The organism is Micromonospora sp. H33, from assembly GCF_052068455.1.
Taxonomy (GTDB): domain Bacteria; phylum Actinomycetota; class Actinomycetes; order Mycobacteriales; family Micromonosporaceae; genus Micromonospora.
In genome coordinates this window covers 510,064-527,844 of sequence record NZ_JBQHDE010000001.1, presented here as the reverse complement: position 1 = coordinate 527,844, position 17,781 = coordinate 510,064, and the positions used below count along the sequence as shown (strand labels likewise).

The following is a 17,781-nucleotide window of genomic DNA, read 5'->3' as shown; positions in this document are numbered from 1 at the left end:
GGCGGCAGTGGAGGAGATCCACAGCGCCGCCAACCTCATGATCAACGCGGGTCAGGCGGGGGTGCGGGTGGGTGCGGAGGCTGCCCAGGCAGCGTCTTCGGCTTCCTTGCGGGAGCGGCCTTCGCGGCCGTCGTATCTCAGGAAGGCGGGTAGGGCCGCGGAGAGGGCGATCGTGCCGACGACGCAGAGGATGCCGCCGGAGACGATCGAGCCCTGTACGCCCAGCGGCGTGCGCGCCATGAGGCCGGAGCGGAGTTGCCCGAGCAGCGGCCCGGTCGAGTAGGAGAGCATCTCGATCCCGGCGACCCGGCCCCGCAGGTGGTCGGGGATGGTCTGGTTCCAGATGATCATCCGGAACAGGCCGGAGATCATGTCGGCCGCGCCGGCCAGGGCGAGGAAGAACAGCGCCCACCAGAGCGACGCCACCAGCCCGAAGCCGATGATCGCGAGCCCCCAGGCGCCCGCGGCGAGGACCACCATCAGCCCGTGCCGGTGCACCCGCGCCGTCCAGCCGGAACCCACCGTGGCCAGCAGCGACCCGGCCGCCGGGGCGGCGTAGAGCAGGCCGAGCACCGCCGGGCCGCCCAGCCGGTCGGCCATGAACGGGTAGAGCGCCTGCGGCATGCCGAAGAACATCGCGTTGATGTCGACCAGGTAGGTGCCGAGCAGTTCGGGACGGCTGCGCGCGTACCGGATGCCGGTCACCACCGACCGCAGCGACGGCCGGTCGGCCGCCGGCGGTGGCGGCACCGCGCGCACCAGCGCCAGACAGAGCAGCGAGACCGCGAAGGTGGCCAGGTCGATCGCGTACACCCAGGCCAGGTCGACGCTCGCGATCAGCACGCCGGCCACGGCCGGGCCGCCGAGCTGCGCGATCTGCATGCGCAGCGAGTTCAGCGCGCTCGCCGCCGGGATCTCGTCCGCCGCCACGATGCGCGGGGTCAGGCCCTCCATCGCCGGGCGTTGCAGGCCGTCCAGCGCCGCCGTCACGGCCGCCACCAGGTAGAGCAGCCACAGCTGCGGCGCCGTCCCCAGCGAGTTCACCAGGAGTACGCCGCAGAGCACCGTGAAGCCGACCTCCGCGCCGAGCACCAGCAGCCGGCGGTCGAGGAAGTCGGCGAGTGCCCCGCCGACGAAGGCCATGAACAGCAGGGGTACGAGCTCACAGACGCCGAGCAGGCCGACCAGCAGGGGATCGCCGGTGAGCTGGTACACCTGGTACGGGATCGTCACGTACGTGATGAAGGATCCGAAGCCGGACACACCCGCCGCCGTGAAGACGAGCCGGAAGTCCCGCGACGTGCGGAGCGGGGTGAGGTCCAGCGCGAGCCGGCGGAGCAGTGCCACGAGCCAGGATGCTCACCCGCCGCCACGGCTGTCGAGGCGTTTTCCGCCTGGGAAAGGGGCGCTGTCCGGCGCATGTTCCGGACCGGCCGGGAAATGAGGCGGAATGACGACGCAGACCCCGGTGGTGAGCGCGCGCCAGATCCGACTGCTGATGGTCGGGCTGATGACCGGCATGCTGCTGGCCGCTCTCGACCAGACGATCGTTGGTACCGCCCTGCCGACGATCGTCGGGGAGCTGGGCGGGATCAACCACTACTCGTGGGTGGTGACCGCGTACCTGCTCGCGTCGACCGCCTCGACCCCGCTGTACGGAAAGATGGCCGACCTGTACGGCCGGCGGCCGGTCTTCCTCTTCTCGATCGGGGCCTTCCTGGTCGGCTCGCTGCTCGCCGGCCTGTCCCAGGACATGACCCAGCTGATCGTCACCCGGGGTGTGCAGGGACTGGGCGCGGGCGGTCTGATGACGCTCGCGTTCACGATCATCTCGGACGTCGTGCCACCGCGGGAGCGGGGCCGCTACCAGGGCGTCTTCGGGGCGGTCTTCGGGCTCTCCTCGGTGGCCGGCCCGCTGGTGGGCGGCTACTTCGCCGAGACCGACTGGCGGTGGATCTTCTACATCAACGTGCCGTTGGGGATCCTCGCCATCGTGGTCTGCTCCCGGGTGCTGCGCCTGGTGCCGTTCACGCGTCGGCAGCACGCGATCGACTGGCTGGGCGCGGCGCTGCTGGTCGCCGGCGTGAGCTGCCTGCTGCTCGCGTTGAGCTGGGGCGGCAACGAGTACGCCTGGGGCTCCGGCGTCATCGTCGGCCTGTTCGCCGCCGGGGCGGTGCTGGGTGTGCTCTTCGTGGTCCAGGAGGCCCGGGTCGCGGAGCCGATCCTGCCGTTGCGGCTGTTCCGCAGCGCCACCTTCGCCCTGGCGAACGCGGCGGGCTTCGTGCTCGGTCTGGTGATGTTCGGCTCGATCATCTTCATCCCGCTCTACCTGCAGATCGTCAAGGGAGCCTCGCCGACCCGCAGCGGTCTGCTGATGCTGCCGATGATGGCCGGCATCATCGTCACCTCCGTGCTCACCGGGCGGGCGATGAGCCGGATCGGCCGGTACAAGTGGTTCCCGGTGGCGGGCTCGGCGGTGCTGCTGGTCGGGATGCTGCTCTTCACCCGGCTGGAGGTCCACACCTCACTGTGGCTGGCCTTCGTCTTCATGGTGGTGATCGGCATCGGGCTCGGCCTGTGCATGCAGTCGCTGATCCTCGGCGTGCAGAACGCCGTGTCGACGCGGGACCTGGGCGCCGGCACCTCCTCGGCCACCTTCTTCCGGTCGCTGGGCGGGTCGTTCGGTGTGGCCATCCTCGGCGCGGTGCTGTCGTCCCGGCTCACGTCCGAGTTGGCCGGCCGGCTGCCCGGCGCGATCGCCCTGCTACCGCCCGAGCAGCAGGCCGCTGTCGCGGCCAGCGGCGGTGCCGACGTGTCGGTCAACGACCCGGCGACGGTCCTCGCCCTGCCCGGGCCGGTCCGGGTGGCCGTGCAGACGTCGTTCGTGGAGGCGCTGGACCTGGTGTTCCTCACCGCCGGTCTGATCGCGATCGTGGCGGTGCTGGTCACCCTGGCGCTGCCCGACGAGAAGCTGCGCGGGGCGGGCCCGGAGGGCGCGACCGGCGGCACGGACGGCCTCGGCGGGGAGGCCCCGGCGCCGGGCGGCAAGCCGCTGGCGAAGGAGTCGAAGGAGGAGGCCGCCGCCGAGATGGAGGCCAAGTCCCAGACGCTCCTCTGACCCCGGGCGGCTCCGGACCGGGCTGTGGATCATGTAACGGAATCACCTGCGTCGACGTCCATATGGGAGGAGCCGTCACGGGGTGGCTCCCGGCCGGCCGCTGCACGGAGTCGGCCGACGCCGTCCAGGGGCGCGGCAGACGCGTCCCGACGGCTTCCTGCTAACAAGGGACGTGCATGCGTCAGCAATCCCTACGCCGGTCGGTCCGGGCCGGCGTCGCCCTGCTCACCCTCTCCACGGCGGCCCTCGCCGGCCTGCCGGCCGGCTCGGCTGTCGCCGCGCCCGCGCCGCGGCCCGACCTGAAGCTCGACCTCGTCCCCCTCACCACCGCCGCCATGATCCAGGACGATCGGGCCGCGGTGGCCGTCCAGGCAAACGTCACCAACGTCGGCACGGCCGCGGTGGAGGATGTCAAGATCGCCTTCAAGCTTCCCGCCGGGAGCGCGATCTCCGGCGACCCGTCCTGGCAGTGCGACTACGCGACCTTCGTCTGCACGAACATCCACGGAACGGTGCCGGCCGGCGGCGCGGCCGAGCCGCTGCGCATCTACTTCTCACTGCCCCCGGCCCCCGCCGGCACGGTCGCGGCCATCGGAGCCACGGTCGTCACCACCGTTCGGGAGTCGGCGACCAACAACAACACGGACCAGCTGAAGACCACGTACGCGAATGTCGCGGACCTCCAGCTGCTGCCGGGCCCGGACACCGGGGTCTGGACCGAGACCGACGTGCCGGTCGAGGGCGGCCAGCTGCTCCCGACGTTCACCGCCAAGAACATCGGGACGGGCACCGCGCAGGACCTGAAGCTGGTCGTCGACCTGCCGGCGGGCGTGACGGTCGACGGTGATCCCGACAGCAACGCCGGTGCCTGGGACTGTGCGACCGGGACGGACCAGGTGATCTGCACGGCGGGGCCGCTCGCACCGGACGCGGTTTCCTCCGTCACGCTCGCACTGCGGGCCGGCCCGGGTACGGCCGACCAGCGCTTCGTCATCCCCGGCACCCTGACCAGCTCGAGCCCGGTCTGGCGACTCGACCCCGCCCGGACCGAGGTGCTGTACCGCTACGTCGGTCCGGCCCCGGTGGCACCGGCTGACATCGCCGTCACCAACGTCGTCCTCCTCGATGAGGAGGTCGGTCCGGGCGAGGCCGTGGAGATCGGCGTGGTGGTGGAGAACCTCGTGGACGAGCCGGCCCGGGACGTCCGGGTGCGGCTCGCCCTCGCGCCCACCGTCCGCCCCACCGAGGGCGGAGCGGGCGGCACGGACTGGGCCTGCGAACCCGGGCAGGACGCGGAGACCGGTGCCTGGTACTGGGAGTGCGCCTACGCATCGGTGGAGCGGTACCAGTACCACTACCTGCCGCTCTCGGTCACCTTCGGCGCGGGCACCCCGGAGGGACAGTTCGTCGCCACCGCCACGGTCCGGTCCGCCAACGACGACCTGAACCTGGCGAACAACTCCCGCCAGGCGTCCACCACCTACCGCCCGCAGGGCACGATCAAGGGCACCGCCTGGTACGACGAGGACCGCGACGGCCAGCGCGACGCCGGAGAGCGGCCGGTCACCTACGACCCGGAGGTGAACCGGCTCACGTTCATCCCGGAGGGCGGGGACTGGATCGGAGCCCCGACTGCCAGCGTCTCGACGTACGACGGCACGTACGCGCGCGCTCTCGCGCCGGGCCGGTACGTCGTCCGGGCCGACCTGACCTACGGCTGGACGGTCACCACGCCCGATGTCGGGGACGATGCCACCGACTCGGACTTCACCCTGGTGCCGTCCTCCCCGTACAACGCCCCCTACGCGGAGAGCGTGGTGGTGGAGGTGACCGACGGCGGCACGGTGACCCTCGACGTCGGCGTGGTCCCGACGTCGTAGCCGCACGACGGTGACGCGGGCCCCGGATGTCCCAGGACACCCGGGGCCCGTGTCACTTGAGGATCAGGCGGTTCGTCTGCTCGAAGACGTCCAGGTCGGCCAGGGTCTCGGGGACGCTGGGCGACAACGGGCTCGGCAGGTGGGTGCGGTCGAAGAAGCCGGCGTCGGTGGTCTCGTCGGTGAGCCGCGCCAGTTCGCCGTCCCACTCCTCCACCCGGAACGCCGTGGTGAAGATCTGGTACGTGTGCCCGTACATGTTGGTGTGGGTGCGGTCCGGGCCGGTGTAGAGGGCGAACGCGCTGACCCGAAGCGCCCGGAGCCCGGTCTCCTCACGGACCTCACGGACGGCGCAGTCGGCGATCGACTCGCCCAGCTCCATCGCCCCGGCCGGCATGGCCCACTGGCCGTTGTCGGAGCGCTGGATCAGCAGGACGCGGCCGGCGTTGTTCCGGACCACCGCGCGGGCGCCGACGAACATCAGCGTGCGGTCGCCGGCGAGGGCGCGCAGTTGCCCGACGTATGAGTCTGCCCAGGAGATGCTCACCCGGACAATCTACGCAGCAACACCGGAGCGGTCCGGAGATCCGGGGTTCCCAAGCTGTGAGCGCCGACACTAGCTTGTTACTCATGCGTAGCACGATGATGGATGCCCCCCTCCAGATCTCCCGGATCCTCGACCACGGCTCCACCGTGCACGGCACGGCCGAGGTGGTCACGTGGACCGGCGCCGAACCCCGCCGGATGACGTACGCCGAGGTGGGCCGCGCGGCTGCCCGGCTGGCCCACGCCCTGCGCGACGAGTGCGGCGTGACCGGCGACGAGCGCGTGGCCACCTTCATGTGGAACAACGCCGAGCACCTCGTGGCGTACTTCGCCGTGCCGAGCATGGGCGCGGTGCTGCACACCCTCAACATCCGCCTCTTCCCCGACCAGGTGGCGTACATCGCCAACCACGCCGAGGACCGGGTGGTGCTGGTCGACTCGACGCTGATCCCGCTGCTGGCCAAGGTCATCGGTGACATGACCACGGTCCGACACGTCGTGGTGGCCGGTGGCGGCGACCCGGCGCCGCTGGTGGCGGCGGCCGGCGACCGGATCTCCGTACACCACTGGGACGCCCTGCTGGAAGGCCGGCCGGACACCTACGACTGGCCCGAGGTGGACGAGCGCGACGCGGCCGCCCTCTGCTACACCTCCGGGACCACCGGCAACCCCAAGGGCGTCGCCTACTCGCACCGCTCGATCTACCTGCACTCGCTCCAGGTCTGCACGCCCGAGGGGTTCGGTCTCGGCCCGACCGACCGGACGCTGGCGATCGTGCCGATGTTCCACGCGATGTCCTGGGGCCTGCCGTACGCGGCTCTGTTCTCCGGCGCGTCGCTGATCATGCCGGACCGGTTCCTCCAGGCCGCGCCGATCGCCGAGATGATCACCGCCGAGCAGCCCACCCTGGCGGGCGCCGTGCCGACCATCTGGAACGACCTGCTGGCGTACCTGGACAGCCACGAGGTGGACACCTCCTCGCTGGCGGAGGTGATCGTCGGCGGTTCGGCGTGCCCGCCGGCGCTGATGCACGCGTTCGAGGAGCGCCACGGCATCCGGGTCATCCACGCCTGGGGGATGACCGAGACGTCGCCGCTCGGCTCGGTGGCCCGCCCGCCGGCCGGGGCGAGTGGCGAGGACGCGTGGCGGTACCGCTACACCCAGGGCCGGGTCCCCGCCGGGGTCGAGGCACGGATCGTCGGCCCGCTGGGCGAGCCGCTGCCCGCCGACGGGACGTCCGTGGGCGAGTTGGAGGTCCGCGGGCCGTGGGTGACCGGGCAGTACGTCGGCGACGAGACCCCGGACGAGGAGAAGTTTCGCGACGGCTGGCTGCGGACGGGTGACGTCGGCACCCTCTCGCCGGACGGCTTCATCACCCTGACCGACCGCGCGAAGGACGTCATCAAGTCCGGCGGCGAGTGGATCTCCTCGGTGGAGCTGGAGAACGCGCTGATGGCCCACCCGGACGTGATCGAGGCCTGTGTGGTGGGCGTACCGGACGAGCGTTGGGGCGAGCGCCCGCTGGCCACGGTGGTGCTCCGCGAGGGCGCGACCGCCGGCGCTCAGGAGCTGCGGGACTTCCTCGCCGGGTCGGTGGCCCGCTGGCAGTTGCCGGAGCGGTGGGCCGTGATCGACGCCGTGCCGAAGACCAGCGTGGGGAAGTTCGACAAGAAGGTCGTCCGGTCCCGGTACGCCGAGGGCGGCCTGGAGGTCCGGGAACTGACGGCGCCGTAACGTTTTCCGGCGCGCTGTCGCCTCTTGGGGCAGGGGCTCTCCGAGACATCCCTCCCCCCAAGGGCGGCCCCGGCGTTCGCACCGCGCCGGGGCCGCCCGTCCATGCGGGGCGACCCGCATCGTCATTCTCGCGAAACTTGTTCGCCTCTGTCCCCGCTATGGGGAAATACGCCCAGCTCAGCCGGGTTCACCGGTCGCCGGCGGCGCTGATCAGCACCTTGCCGACGGCACCGTCCTCCACCGCCTTGTGCGCCGCCGCGGCCGCGCCCAGTGAGTAGTGGTGCAGGGGAAGCCCCGCCTCCTCGCCCACCCGGATGCCGCCCTGCGCGACCGCCGCCGCGACGTCCGTGACCGCCTGCGCCTTCGCCGCCTTCGGCTCGGTGTAGACCAGCACGAACTGCCAGCGGGCGTTCGGCACCATGAGCGGCCGGATCGGCAGGGTCACCTCGTCGCCGCCGTCGTCCGCGTACACGCAGACGGCTCCGCCGGGCCGCAGCAGCTGGACGTCGGCCGCGGCGTTGCGCGCGGCGGAGACCTCGACGATCGTGTGCACCCCGTCGGGCGCGATCTTGCGGACCTCCTCGACCACGTCCTGCTCGCGGTAGTTGACCACGAAGTCCGCTCCGGCGGCCGCCGCGAGCTGCGCCTTCTCCGCGCTGCTCACCGTCGCGACCACGCACGCGTCGGCCCAGCGCGCGAGTTGGATCGCGGCGTTGCCGACCGCGCCGGCCCCGCCCTGCACCAGCACGGTGTGGCCGCTCAGCGCGCCCGCGTGCAGCCTGTCCGGCATGTACTCGCCGGCGGTCAGGCAGCGGTGCGCGGTCAGGAACGGGATGCCCAGGCAGGCGCCGAGGTCGAAGGACGCGGAGCCGAGACGTACCGCGTGGCGGACCGGGACCACCGTGTACTCGGCGGCCGTACCCCACGGTCGCTGCCAGGCCGCCTCCCACAGCCAGACGCGCGCGCCGATCAGGATCTGGTCGACGCCCTCGCCGACCGCCTCGACCACTCCCGCGCCGTCCTGCCCGGGCGTCTGCCAGCCGGCGGGCAGCGGCCACTGCCGCCGCGCCTTCCAGTCCGTCGGGTTCACCCCGGAGACCGCCACCCGGACCAGCACCTCACCGGGGCCGGGCTCCGGCACCGGCCGGTCGACCAGTTGCAGCACCGAGGCGTCGCCGGTGCGCTCGTACACGATCGCCTTCATCCCCGTCTCCTCACCCGCGCCGCGCGGCCCGCCGTCGGCTGCCGTACCCGGCCGCTCCCCGCTCATGCCGGACGTCGCAGGCCGCGGGTGACCCGGCGGCGATCGACGGGTCGGTCCGCAGGACACCGATCCCGGCGGCCACGGAAACCGTACAACGAGGTAGTAGGCGGGAGGGATGGGGCCATGCGACACACGGTGGTGGAGACGGACGCGGATCCCAGCTGTACCGGGTACCCGGCCGACGGGGTCCGCGGCCCGGGCGAGGACCCGGCGAGCCACCGGACACCGCCGGCCGCGACGAGGGGCCGGCTCGGCGGCTTCCAGGACCAACGGTGGCGCCCGGACGACACAACGTGCCGGTTCCTGCCGAGGTCGAGCCGGAGCCGGTCGTTCTGACCCCGCCCAGGGCAGGGACGTACGAATCACCCGTAGCTACGCTGACCGGGTGACGGCGACCTCGGTACCCGAGCGGTTGCTCTGGGCGGTGCACCGGCTCGACCTGCGACCGGGACACCGCGTCCTGGAGATCGGCTGCGGCCGGGGCGTCGCGGTCGGACTCCTCTGCGCGGTGCCGCAGGTCCAGGTGGTGGCGGTGGACCGGTCCGCGGTCGCCCTGCGGGCCGCCGCCGCGCGCAACGCCGACCAGGTTGCCGCCGGGCGCGTGCTTCTGCGCGAGGGCGAACTGGCCACGGTCGACCTCGGCGGCGAACGCTTCGACCGGATCCTGGCGGTCAACGTCAATCTCTTCTGGACCGGGCCGGCCACCCTGGAGCTCACCCGGCTCGCCGCGTCACTCGCGCCCGGCGGGCGGCTCCACCTGGTCTACGAGCCGCCGGACGCCGCCCGCGCGGCCGATCTCTCGACACGGCTGGTGGCCAGACTGGCCGCCGCCGGCTGGGCCGTGGTCGACGAAACCCGGGCGGACACGCCGCTGCCGCTGGTCGGCGTAGCCGCCCATCCGGCGTGAGCTCACAGTCAGCCGATCCCGTTCACGGTCTCGGGCGTCAGCTCCCCGACCGATCCCAGCACCACCGCCGCGAGCCGCTCGGCGTCCGGGTCCAGCGGGTATGCCCCGTGCGGCACCGCCACCACCGCCATGCCGGCGGCGGCCGCGGAGCGTACGCCGTTGGACGAGTCCTCCACGGCGACGCAGCGGACCGGATCGACGCCCAACCGCTCGGCGACCGCGAGGTACACGTCCGGCGCCGGCTTCCCCTGCGCGGTCTCCTCGGTCGACAGCGTCGCGCCGAACACGTCGGTGAGGCCCGTCGCGGCGAGCGCCGCCGCGATCAGCCGGGTCGGGGACGAGCTGGCCAGGCCCAGCGGCCACCGCCCGGCCATCCGGCGCACGACCTGGTCGGCCCCGTCGATCAGGGGTACGCGCTCCGCGTACCGCCGGGTCATCTCCTCCACCACCTCGGTGGCGACCTGCTCGGGCGTCCGGTCGACGCCCAGCTCCCCGCTGAGGTAGCGGGACCACTCCCCGGTGCTCATGCCCATCAGCCGGCGCTGCGTGTCCGGCTGCCAGGTGCCGCCGTGCGCCGCCACGTACGCCCGCCGGACCTCCTCCCAGACCGGCTCCGAGTCCACGATCACGCCGTCCAGGTCGAAGATCACCGCATCCGCCACGTCCCCATCCTGCCGGACGGGCGGCGCCGGGTCAGGTCTGGAGCGCGGGCAGGCCGATCGGGTTGCCCGCCGGGATGACGGCGTGCCCGGCGCGGGCGATCGGGTCGAGCAGCTCGCGCAGCCGCTCGGTGCAGTCCGGGCCGAGCGCCCGCCACGGGCGGGCGGCGGCGTCGTCGGTGGCGTCCTCGACGGCGCGGAAGCCCGCCCGGCCGTGCTCGGTCGGCTCGCCGTCCGGCGTCAGCCAGCCCCGCTCGGCCAGCCGGCCGCGCGCCGCCGCCCACTGCTCCTCGGTCCAGCCCCGGCCCAGCAGGTTGACCGGGGACATGTCCACGGCGACCCGCCAGGCCAGCGTCTCCACCGGGTCGAGGTCGGCGGCGACCAGCGCAGCGATGTGCCCGTCGCCCCGGTGCTCGCGGAGCGTGGTGGCGGCCTGCCAGAGCCGGGCGAGCGGGTACTCGCCGCGGGGCAGCGCCGCGTTGGCCGCCCCCAGCACACGGCCGGCCACCTCGACCTCGGCCGCGGCGGCCTCCAGCAGGTCGGCGGCCTCGGCGAGGTGCGACTCGGGCAGCTCGTACGTCAGCTCGGCGAGCGCCTGGACGGCGCCGGTGAGCCGGGCCCGCAGCGCCTCCGCTGGGCCGGCCAGCTTCCACACGGCCGGCAGGGCGCGCCGCACCATGTGCGGGGCGAAGTTGTAGAACGCGGCGATCACCGGCGCCGCCTCGGTGGGGCCGAGCGGGGCGGCCCGCCCGGCGAAGTAGCCCCGCCAGTAGCCCCGCAGCCCGACCGCCTCGTACGCCGCGCGGGCGCGCGGATGGAAGTAGGTGACGGCGTGCACCGGCTCGAAGTGGGTCCACATCAAGCGGGCGGTCCGCCTCGCGTCGTCCGTCACGTGCACCTCCGCGGTCCGGTGGTCACCCCGGGACGACGGGCGCCCCAGGGTGACGCTGAACCTACTGCCGGGGGGTGACGGGCCGGAAGCCCTCTGTGGGCAACTGCATCACGCCGGGACGACATCCCGGACGATCCGCCCGGTCACTGGGCGGCCAGCACGTCCACGACGAAGCGCAGCGGGCCGGTCGGCGCGCCGGCCGGCGGGTTGGCGCCGTACGCCAGCTCGGCGGGGATGTCCAGCTGCACCCGGCTGCCCACGGTCACGCCGACCAGGCCTTGGTCCCAGCCGGGGATGACCTGCCCGACGCCGATCGGGAAGCTCGCCGGCTCGCCCCGCTTCCACGAGGAGTCGAACTCCTTGCCGTCGGCGTAGAAGACGCCCACGTAGTTGGTGGTGATCGTCTGGCCGGTCTTCACCTCGGGCCCGGTGCCCTTGATCAGCGGGGTGACGACGAGCTTCTTGAGGTCGCCCTTGCCCGCCTCCACGGCCGGCCTGGTGTTCAGTGCCGGGTCGGCCCCGGCCGGCAGCGGGGCGCCCGCACCGCCGGCGGCGGCCGGCGCGGAGGCGCTCGCCGACGGGGTGCCGGCCGCCTGGTCCGCCTCGTCCCCGCCGCGGCCGACCAGCACGAACACGGTGATCAGCACCGCCACCACGGCGACACCGGCGAGACCGCCGGCCCAGGCCTGCCGGCGGCGCTTCGCCTCGGCCGCCTTCTGCGCGGCGAGCTGGGCGGCCAGCCGCCGCTCCGACTTCTGGGACCGGTTCTGCGTACGCTCGCTCACGGCGTCGACTCCCTGCTCGAAGTGGTGGCCGGCACCGCGTGCCGGGGGGAAGGCCGACGCACACGGTACCCGCCCGGATCCCCGCTGTGCAGGCGTCGGTTGCGCGGGGCGATCTCCGGGCCGCTGTCGTCGGACGCCGGTAACGTCACGGATATGGCGATCCTCACCGACGACGACGTTGCCCTGCTCGCCGAGCCGCAACTCGCCCACGTCGCGACCATCGAGGTCGACGGCACCCCGCACGTCACACCCGTGTGGGTCGACACGGACGGGGAGCACATCATCTTCAACACCGCCAAGGGCCGGGTGAAGTACGACAACATCCGGCGCAACCCGATGGTCGCGGTGTCGGTGGCCGACAAGGAGAACGACTTCCGGACCCTCTGGGTGAAGGGCACCGCCGAGCTGGTCGACGAGGGCGCCGAGGAGCACATCGACCGGATGGCGCAGAAGTACCTGGGGCAGGACACGTACCCGTTCCGCCAGCCCGGCGAGGAGCGGGTGATCGTGAAGATCCGCCCGACGCACAAGCTCGGCCGCGGCTGACGTCGCGCGCGCCTCAGGCGGTCTTGCGGGCGGCCTTCTTCGGGGCGGCCTTCTTGGCCGGCGCCTTCTTCGCCGGTTCGGCTTTCTTTTCCGCCGTCTTCTTGGCGGCGGCCTTCTTCGGGGCCGCCTTCTTCTCGGCGGCCTTCTTCGCCGGGGCCTTCGCGGCCTTCTTCTCGGCCGCCTTCTTCTGCGCCGAGCGCGCCGCCGAGATCGGGGTCGGCTCGCCCGCGCCACGGGCCGGCGCCTCACCGCGGGCCGCCTTGGCCCGCTCGACGGACGCCTTCAGCGCGGCCATCAGGTCCACCGCCGCCGCCGGGGCCTCCTCGACCTCCTCCGGCTGGACGACCTCCCGGCCCTCCACCTTCGCGTCGATGACCTCCTGCAACGCGGCCCGGTAGTCGTCGGTGAAGGCGTCCGGCTGGAAGTCGCCGGCCATCGAGTCGATCAGTGAGCTGGCCATCGCCAGCTCCGGCGGCCGGACCTTCAGGTCCTCGTCGAGGAAGCCGAAGTCCGGCGTCCGGATCTCGTCCGGCCACAGCATGGTGTTGAGCAGCAGCACGCCCTGATGGACCCGGAGTGTCGCGAGCTGCTCCCGCTGGCGGATCGCCACCTTGACGATGGCCACCCGCTCCGAGTCGGTGAGCGCGTCACGCAGCAGCACGTACGGCTTGGTGGCCGAGCCCTCCGGCTCCAGGAAGTACGACTTGGCGTAGAGGATCGGGTCGACCTGCTCGGCGGGGACGAACTCCAGCACGTCGATCGCGCGCGAGGTGCTCAGCGGCAGCTCGGCGAAGTCCTCGTCGGTGAGGATCACCATCTCGCCGCCGCCGATGTCGTACCCCTTGGCGATGTCGTCGTAGCTGACCTCCTCGCCGCAGACCTGGCAGGTGCGCTTGTAGCGGATCCGGCCACCGTCATCCCGGTGGACCTGGTGGAAACGGATGTCCTTCTCCTCGGTGGCGGAGTACAGCTTCACCCCGATCGAGACCAGGCCGAACGACACGGCTCCCTTCCAGATGGCCCGCATCCTGCACTCCCTTCCCCGGTATCGACCATGCTCCCATCCGATCGAAGCGGGCGCGAGGCGTTCCGCGTGCCACTACAGTCGGGTCGTGCCCGGCGCGCCGATCAAGCCGATGCTCGCGATGACCGGGCAGCTCCCGGCGGGTGCCGGCTGGGCGTACGAGTTCAAGTGGGACGGGGTCCGGGCCCTCGCCGACATCTCCGGCGGCGGGCAGCACCTGTACGCCCGCTCCGGTGTCGAGATCACCGCCGCGTACCCGGAACTCGCCACCCTGCACCGGCAGGTCGACGACGCGCTGCTCGACGGCGAGGTGGTGCTGCTCGGTGAGACCGGGCAACCGTCGTTCACCGCCCTCGCCGAGCGGATGCACGTCCGGGACCGGAACAAGGCCGCCCGGTTGGCGGCGGTCATGCCCGTCACGTACATGATCTTCGACCTGTTGCGGCTCGACGGCGTCGACCTGACCGGCCGGCCCTGGGAGGAGCGGCGCGCAGCCCTCGACGGGCTCGGCCTGGGCGGCGCGCGCTGGGCCGTACCCCCGGTCTTTCCCGACGGCCCGGCCACCTACCAGGCCGCGGGGGAGCACGGCCTGGAGGGGGTGATGGCCAAGCGGGCCGACTCGGCCTACCGGCCGGGCGTGCGCTCGCCGGACTGGGTGAAGGTCAAGCTGGAGGTCACCGGCGACTTCGTCGTCGGCGGCTGGCGGCCGGGGGCGCGGAAGATCGGCGGGTTGCTGGTCGGGGTGCCCCGGCCGGACGGCCGCCTCACCTTCCGTGGCCGGGTCGGCGGCGGGATCGGGGCGGCCCTGGAGCGCGAGCTGCTGCGCGAGCTGGAGCCGCTGCGCAGCGGCGGGTCGCCGTTCGCCGATGATGTCCCGCGCGAGGATGCCCGGGGCGCGATCTGGGTAACACCCCGGGTCGTGGTGGAGGTCAAGTACGGTCAGCGCACCCCCGACGGGCGGCTGCGCTTCCCCCGGGTGCTGCGGCTGCGGCCGGACAAGCCCGCCGAGGAGGTCGAGGATGCCGGCTGAGCGGTTCCGGGTCGAGGTCGAGGGGCGCACGCTAGAGGTGTCCAACCTGGACAAGGTGCTCTACCCGGCGGCCGGGTTCACCAAGGGCGAGGTGATCGACTACTACACCCGGATCGCGCCGGTGCTGCTGCCGCACCTGCGGGACCGGGCGCTCACCCGCATCCGCTATCCCAACGGCGTCGACGGCGGCTCCTTCTTCGAGAAGAACGCCCCGGCGGCCACGCCCGGCTGGGTACGCACCGAGACGCTGCCCGCCCCCGGGTCCAGCAAGGGGCGGGAGACCATCGACTACGTGGTCGCCGACGACCTGCCCACCCTGGTCTGGCTGGCCAACCTCGCCGCGCTCGAGCTGCACACGCCGCAGTGGAAGGTCGGCGAGCACCCGGACATGATGGTCGTCGACCTGGACCCGGGCGCGCCGGCGGCGCTGAAGCAGTGCTGCCAAGTGGCGCTGCTGATGCGCGACCGGCTCGCCGACGACGGGATCGAGTCGTATCCGAAGACGTCGGGCAAGAAGGGCATGCAGCTCTGCTGCCCGATCGCCGGCACCCAGGACTCCGATCTGGTTTCGGGTTACGCCAAGCGGATCGCGCAGGAGTTGGAGAAGGCGCACCCCAAGCTGATCGTGTCGAAGATGGCGAAGAACCTGCGGCCGGGCAAGGTCTTCATCGACTGGAGCCAGAACAACGCGGCGAAGACGACGGTCGCGCCGTACTCGCTGCGGGCCCAGGCGGTGCCGTCGGTGTCGACGCCGCTGACCTGGGACGAGGTCTCCGCCGGAGCGGCCGGCAAGCGGCCGTCGACCAAGCCGTACACGGCGACCGAGGTGCTCAAGCGGGTGGACAAGTCCGGCGACCTGCTCGCCCCGCTCCTTGACGGCGGCCCGGAGCTGCCCGGGTGATCCGTCCCGCGGCCGGTCGCCGTCGGCTGTGAACGTCGTGTTTCCGCAGGTGGGAGCCCCTCCGCCGCGCTCGTTCGTCCGGTAGCTTCGGCCCTGGACCTGGGGCTGTCCATCGGATCGGTTCGCGCCGAGAAGCTTTCGGTCGAGCACGTCAGGCTAGGGGCCCCGACGATGAATCCAGCACCTCCCGGCGCCCCCGTGGCCGCCGCCTACCAGGGCGTCCACTCGGGCGGAAATCAGCTCGACACCTTCTTCGTCGGAAACGACGGCGGACTGTACGTGTCGTGGGTGGTGGGCCTCGGAGCCTGGAACCGGCCCGTGCGCATCAGTCCCGGCTCCATGGCACCGGCCGGGGCGGAGGTCGCCACCGGGGCAGGCGGTCTGGTTCCCCTGGGGGTCTACCCGGACGCACCGGCAGGCGTCGACGCGGTCGGATACATGGCGCGACTCGACGTCTTCTTCGTGGGACACGACGGTGCCCTCTACGTCACGTCGACGGTGGGGCTCAATCCGTGGGACGCTCCCGAGCGGATCGGCGACGTCGGCCTTGCCCCGCCCGGCGCGAGCGTGGCCACGGCCCACCAACGCTCCGACCAGTTGGACGTGTTCTTCATCGGCAACGACGGAGGGCTCTACGTCTCGTGGAAGGTCGACCGTGAGGTGTGGCGGGGACCTCTCCGGATCTCGCCCGAGGGAGTGGCGCCGCCCGGCGCCAGCGTGATCGCCGCTAAGCAGACACCGGATCAGCTCGACGTGTTGTTCATCGGCAACGACGGTGCGCTGCAGGTCGTGTGGGTGATCGGGGTGGGCAACTGGGCCGGGCCGGTCGGGATCAGCCCACCGGGCATCGCACCACCGGGCGCCAAGCTCGGTGTGGGCATGCAGTCGCGGGACCAGTTGGACGTGTTCTTCGTCGGCAACGACGGCACGTTGTACGTCTCGTGGGTGGTGGGCCCGGCCAACTGGGACGGGCCCGTCGGCATCACCCCTCCGGGCGTCGCACCCCCGGGCGCCGGTCTGGTCGCCACCCCGCAGACGGCGAACCAGTTGGACGTGTTCTTCGTCGGCAACGACGGCGCCTTGAACGTCTCCTGGGTGGCAGGGCTGGGCACCTGGGCGGGGCCGGTCGGCATCACCAACCCCGGACACGCTCCCCCTGGGACGCGTCCGGCCGCCGCCTTCCAGTCCAACACCCAGCTCGACGTGTTCGTGAACGGTCAGGAGCGCTGGGTGTCGTGGGCGGACGGGGGCGGCCCGTGGCAGGGCCCGTACGCCATCCCCAACTAGAAGATGCGGGCTCCGTAGGGTGGGCGGGAGCCTGTCGAGGGGAGTCTGCGGTGACACCGATTGACGCGACGCTGCCCGTGCCGGCCGTCGGGGTGCCGGCCGGCACCGACGCGCCCGCGCTGCTCACCTGGCTCGACGGCGCGACCGGTGAGCGCGTTGACCTGACCGCGCCGGAGCTGGGTCGGTGGGCGGCCCGGTCCGCCGGCCTGCTGCGCGACGGGTGCGGGCTGGCCCCGGGCAGCCGGGTCGCGGTGCTACTGCCGCCGCACTGGCGTACCGCCGCCGTGCTGCTGGGCGCCTGGGCCGTCGGGATGGCGGTGTCGTTCCGGCCGCGGGCCACCGCCGGGCTGCCGGTGCTCGAGCCGGGCAGCGACCGGCCGTACGACGCGGTCTTCGTCTCCCCGGAACGCCTCGACGACTGGCTGGAGGACGTGCCCGAGGGGCTCCACCGGTACGTCGTCGGAACCGGGCAGCTGGTCGACGTGCCCGCCGGCTGGCTCGACTGGTCGGTCGAGTTGCTCCGCCACACCGATGCTCCGCCGGACCACGCGACGATCCGTGGGACGGATCCGGCCAGCGCGGACGGCACCAGCTACGGGGAGTGGGGCGCGATCGCGAAGGCCGTGGCCGACCAGCTCGACCTCCGCGCCGGCGACCGGCTGCTGGTCGACGTCGCCGAGCACGAGCAGCCGCTGAAGTGGCTGCTCGCCCCGCTGTCAGCCGGCGCCTCGGTCGTGCTCTGCGCCAATCTCGACCCGGCCCGCCGGGACGCCCTGATCAGCGCCGAGGGCGTCACGCGGGTGCTCTGAATAAGCGCCGGCACCGCCGCCGGCCCGGCGGAGGATCGGTGGGCGAGCACACCGTGCGCCGCCGGCCGGCGGCCGGGCGCGGAAGGCTCACTGGAACAGCCTGCCCGGCCGCTTGGAGCGGCTCGGCTTGGTGATCGTGGCATCCCTGCGCCGCCGGCGAATCATGATCGTGTTGGTGCTCTTTTTCAGCCCTTTGAGGATTCTGTCCTTCATCGGATGCCTCTCTTCTCGGGTACGCCAGATCGGAGATGGCGATTCCTGTGTCGCCGCTCGCGTACCCCCGGAGGCGGCGGTCATGCGCCGGCCTCGGCCCGGCCGCTCACCGTGTCGGTCGGGCGTTTCGTCTGCTCAGGGTCTGTTGCCGGACGGCAACCGCGTGTTCTTATACCGGGACGACGACGT

At 72.6% G+C, this 17,781-nt stretch carries 17 protein-coding genes; 9 read left to right on the top strand and 8 right to left on the bottom strand.

Going from position 1 to position 17,781, the window contains the following annotated elements:
- Positions 1 to 51 precede the first annotated feature (51 nt).
- Positions 52 to 1,347 carry an MFS transporter gene (locus tag ACTMS0_RS02505; RefSeq protein WP_441153433.1) on the bottom strand — a complete coding sequence of 432 codons (1,296 nt, stop codon included), beginning with the start codon at positions 1,345 to 1,347 and terminating at the stop codon, positions 52 to 54.
- A 103-nt stretch (positions 1,348 to 1,450) separates the two neighbouring features.
- Here ACTMS0_RS02505 and ACTMS0_RS02500 point away from each other — a divergent pair, with 103 nt between their 5' ends.
- Together ACTMS0_RS02500 and ACTMS0_RS02495 are read left to right on the top strand one after the other, a co-directional pair.
- The gene (locus tag ACTMS0_RS02500; protein WP_441153432.1) at positions 1,451 to 3,118 is read left to right on the top strand and encodes an MDR family MFS transporter; all 1,668 of its coding nucleotides are present in this window, start codon (positions 1,451 to 1,453) and stop codon (positions 3,116 to 3,118) included.
- A 176-nt stretch (positions 3,119 to 3,294) separates the two neighbouring features.
- Positions 3,295 to 4,998 carry a hypothetical protein gene (locus tag ACTMS0_RS02495; protein ID WP_441153431.1) on the top strand — a complete coding sequence of 568 codons (1,704 nt, stop codon included), beginning with the start codon at positions 3,295 to 3,297 and terminating at the stop codon, positions 4,996 to 4,998.
- A 52-nt stretch (positions 4,999 to 5,050) separates the two neighbouring features.
- Here ACTMS0_RS02495 and ACTMS0_RS02490 read toward each other — a convergent pair whose 3' ends face one another.
- Positions 5,051 to 5,542 carry an NUDIX domain-containing protein gene (locus ACTMS0_RS02490; RefSeq protein WP_441153430.1) on the bottom strand — a complete coding sequence of 164 codons (492 nt, stop codon included), beginning with the start codon at positions 5,540 to 5,542 and terminating at the stop codon, positions 5,051 to 5,053.
- A gap of 98 nt (positions 5,543 to 5,640) precedes the next feature.
- Between ACTMS0_RS02490 and ACTMS0_RS02485 the strand changes: the two genes are divergently transcribed.
- The gene (locus tag ACTMS0_RS02485) at positions 5,641 to 7,275 is read left to right on the top strand and encodes a fatty acid--CoA ligase (RefSeq protein WP_441153985.1); all 1,635 of its coding nucleotides are present in this window, start codon (positions 5,641 to 5,643) and stop codon (positions 7,273 to 7,275) included.
- Positions 7,276 to 7,462: 187 nt separating this feature from the next.
- Here ACTMS0_RS02485 and ACTMS0_RS02480 read toward each other — a convergent pair whose 3' ends face one another.
- Positions 7,463 to 8,479: an NADPH:quinone reductase gene (locus tag ACTMS0_RS02480; protein ID WP_441153429.1), complete on the bottom strand. Its 1,017-nt coding sequence runs from the start codon at positions 8,477 to 8,479 to the stop codon at positions 7,463 to 7,465.
- Between the two features lie 445 nt (positions 8,480 to 8,924).
- On the opposite strand from ACTMS0_RS02480, the gene ACTMS0_RS02475 reads away from it, so the two are divergent.
- Positions 8,925 to 9,446: an SAM-dependent methyltransferase gene (locus tag ACTMS0_RS02475; RefSeq protein WP_441153428.1), complete on the top strand. Its 522-nt coding sequence runs from the start codon at positions 8,925 to 8,927 to the stop codon at positions 9,444 to 9,446.
- 8 nt (positions 9,447 to 9,454) lie between these two features.
- Here the strand turns inward: ACTMS0_RS02475 and ACTMS0_RS02470 are convergent, their stop codons facing one another.
- The 3 genes from ACTMS0_RS02470 to ACTMS0_RS02460 form a co-directional block, all read right to left on the bottom strand.
- The gene (locus tag ACTMS0_RS02470; RefSeq protein WP_441153427.1) at positions 9,455 to 10,108 is read right to left on the bottom strand and encodes an HAD family hydrolase; all 654 of its coding nucleotides are present in this window, start codon (positions 10,106 to 10,108) and stop codon (positions 9,455 to 9,457) included.
- Between the two features lie 31 nt (positions 10,109 to 10,139).
- A complete protein-coding gene (locus ACTMS0_RS02465) occupies positions 10,140 to 10,997 on the bottom strand; it encodes an SCO6745 family protein (protein ID WP_441153426.1) in 858 nt (285 codons plus the stop codon).
- Between the two features lie 143 nt (positions 10,998 to 11,140).
- Entirely contained in the window at positions 11,141 to 11,782 is a 642-nt protein-coding gene (locus ACTMS0_RS02460; RefSeq protein ID WP_441153425.1) for an FKBP-type peptidyl-prolyl cis-trans isomerase, read from the bottom strand.
- A 153-nt stretch (positions 11,783 to 11,935) separates the two neighbouring features.
- Here ACTMS0_RS02460 and ACTMS0_RS02455 point away from each other — a divergent pair, with 153 nt between their 5' ends.
- A complete protein-coding gene (locus ACTMS0_RS02455) occupies positions 11,936 to 12,328 on the top strand; it encodes a PPOX class F420-dependent oxidoreductase (RefSeq protein WP_441153424.1) in 393 nt (130 codons plus the stop codon).
- A 13-nt stretch (positions 12,329 to 12,341) separates the two neighbouring features.
- Here the strand turns inward: ACTMS0_RS02455 and ku are convergent, their stop codons facing one another.
- A complete protein-coding gene (ku, locus tag ACTMS0_RS02450; protein WP_441153423.1) occupies positions 12,342 to 13,355 on the bottom strand; it encodes a non-homologous end joining protein Ku in 1,014 nt (337 codons plus the stop codon).
- An 85-nt stretch (positions 13,356 to 13,440) separates the two neighbouring features.
- Here ku and ligD (ACTMS0_RS02445) point away from each other — a divergent pair, with 85 nt between their 5' ends.
- The 4 genes from ligD (ACTMS0_RS02445) (at position 13,441) to ACTMS0_RS02430 (ending at position 17,379) form a co-directional block, all read left to right on the top strand.
- Positions 13,441 to 14,382 carry a non-homologous end-joining DNA ligase gene (gene ligD, locus ACTMS0_RS02445; RefSeq protein WP_441153422.1) on the top strand — a complete coding sequence of 314 codons (942 nt, stop codon included), beginning with the start codon at positions 13,441 to 13,443 and terminating at the stop codon, positions 14,380 to 14,382.
- Positions 14,372 to 15,283, top strand: a complete 912-nt coding sequence (gene ligD / locus ACTMS0_RS02440) for a non-homologous end-joining DNA ligase (RefSeq protein ID WP_441153421.1) — start codon at positions 14,372 to 14,374, stop codon at positions 15,281 to 15,283. The genes ligD (ACTMS0_RS02445) and ligD (ACTMS0_RS02440) overlap by 11 nt, the downstream gene beginning before the upstream one ends.
- Positions 15,284 to 15,454: 171 nt before the next feature.
- Positions 15,455 to 16,570 carry a hypothetical protein gene (locus tag ACTMS0_RS02435; protein WP_441153420.1) on the top strand — a complete coding sequence of 372 codons (1,116 nt, stop codon included), beginning with the start codon at positions 15,455 to 15,457 and terminating at the stop codon, positions 16,568 to 16,570.
- Positions 16,571 to 16,620: 50 nt separating this feature from the next.
- Complete coding sequence (locus tag ACTMS0_RS02430; RefSeq protein ID WP_441153419.1) at positions 16,621 to 17,379, top strand: TIGR03089 family protein; 759 nt, start codon at positions 16,621 to 16,623, stop codon at positions 17,377 to 17,379.
- 87 nt (positions 17,380 to 17,466) lie between these two features.
- On the opposite strand, the gene ACTMS0_RS02425 is transcribed toward ACTMS0_RS02430, so the two are convergent.
- Positions 17,467 to 17,592 (bottom strand): hypothetical protein, encoded by a 126-nt coding sequence (locus tag ACTMS0_RS02425; protein WP_441153418.1) that lies wholly within the window; start codon positions 17,590 to 17,592, stop codon positions 17,467 to 17,469.
- Positions 17,593 to 17,781 lie beyond the last annotated feature (189 nt).

Bases quoted from the DNA above. Each gene is read 5' to 3' on its own strand.
- ACTMS0_RS02495 (WP_441153431.1), top strand. From the start codon at position 3,295: ATGCGTCAGCAATCCCTACGCCGGTCGGTCCGGGCCGGCGTCGCCCTG.
- ligD (WP_441153421.1), top strand. From the start codon at position 14,372: ATGCCGGCTGAGCGGTTCCGGGTCGAGGTCGAGGGGCGCACGCTAGAG.
- ACTMS0_RS02500 (WP_441153432.1), top strand. From the start codon at position 1,451: ATGACGACGCAGACCCCGGTGGTGAGCGCGCGCCAGATCCGACTGCTG.
- ACTMS0_RS02485 (WP_441153985.1), top strand. From the start codon at position 5,641: ATGGATGCCCCCCTCCAGATCTCCCGGATCCTCGACCACGGCTCCACC.
- ACTMS0_RS02425 (WP_441153418.1), bottom strand. From the start codon at position 17,592: ATGAAGGACAGAATCCTCAAAGGGCTGAAAAAGAGCACCAACACGATC.
- ACTMS0_RS02480 (WP_441153429.1), bottom strand. From the start codon at position 8,479: ATGAAGGCGATCGTGTACGAGCGCACCGGCGACGCCTCGGTGCTGCAA.
- ku (WP_441153423.1), bottom strand. From the start codon at position 13,355: ATGCGGGCCATCTGGAAGGGAGCCGTGTCGTTCGGCCTGGTCTCGATC.
- ACTMS0_RS02455 (WP_441153424.1), top strand. From the start codon at position 11,936: ATGGCGATCCTCACCGACGACGACGTTGCCCTGCTCGCCGAGCCGCAA.
- ACTMS0_RS02435 (WP_441153420.1), top strand. From the start codon at position 15,455: ATGAATCCAGCACCTCCCGGCGCCCCCGTGGCCGCCGCCTACCAGGGC.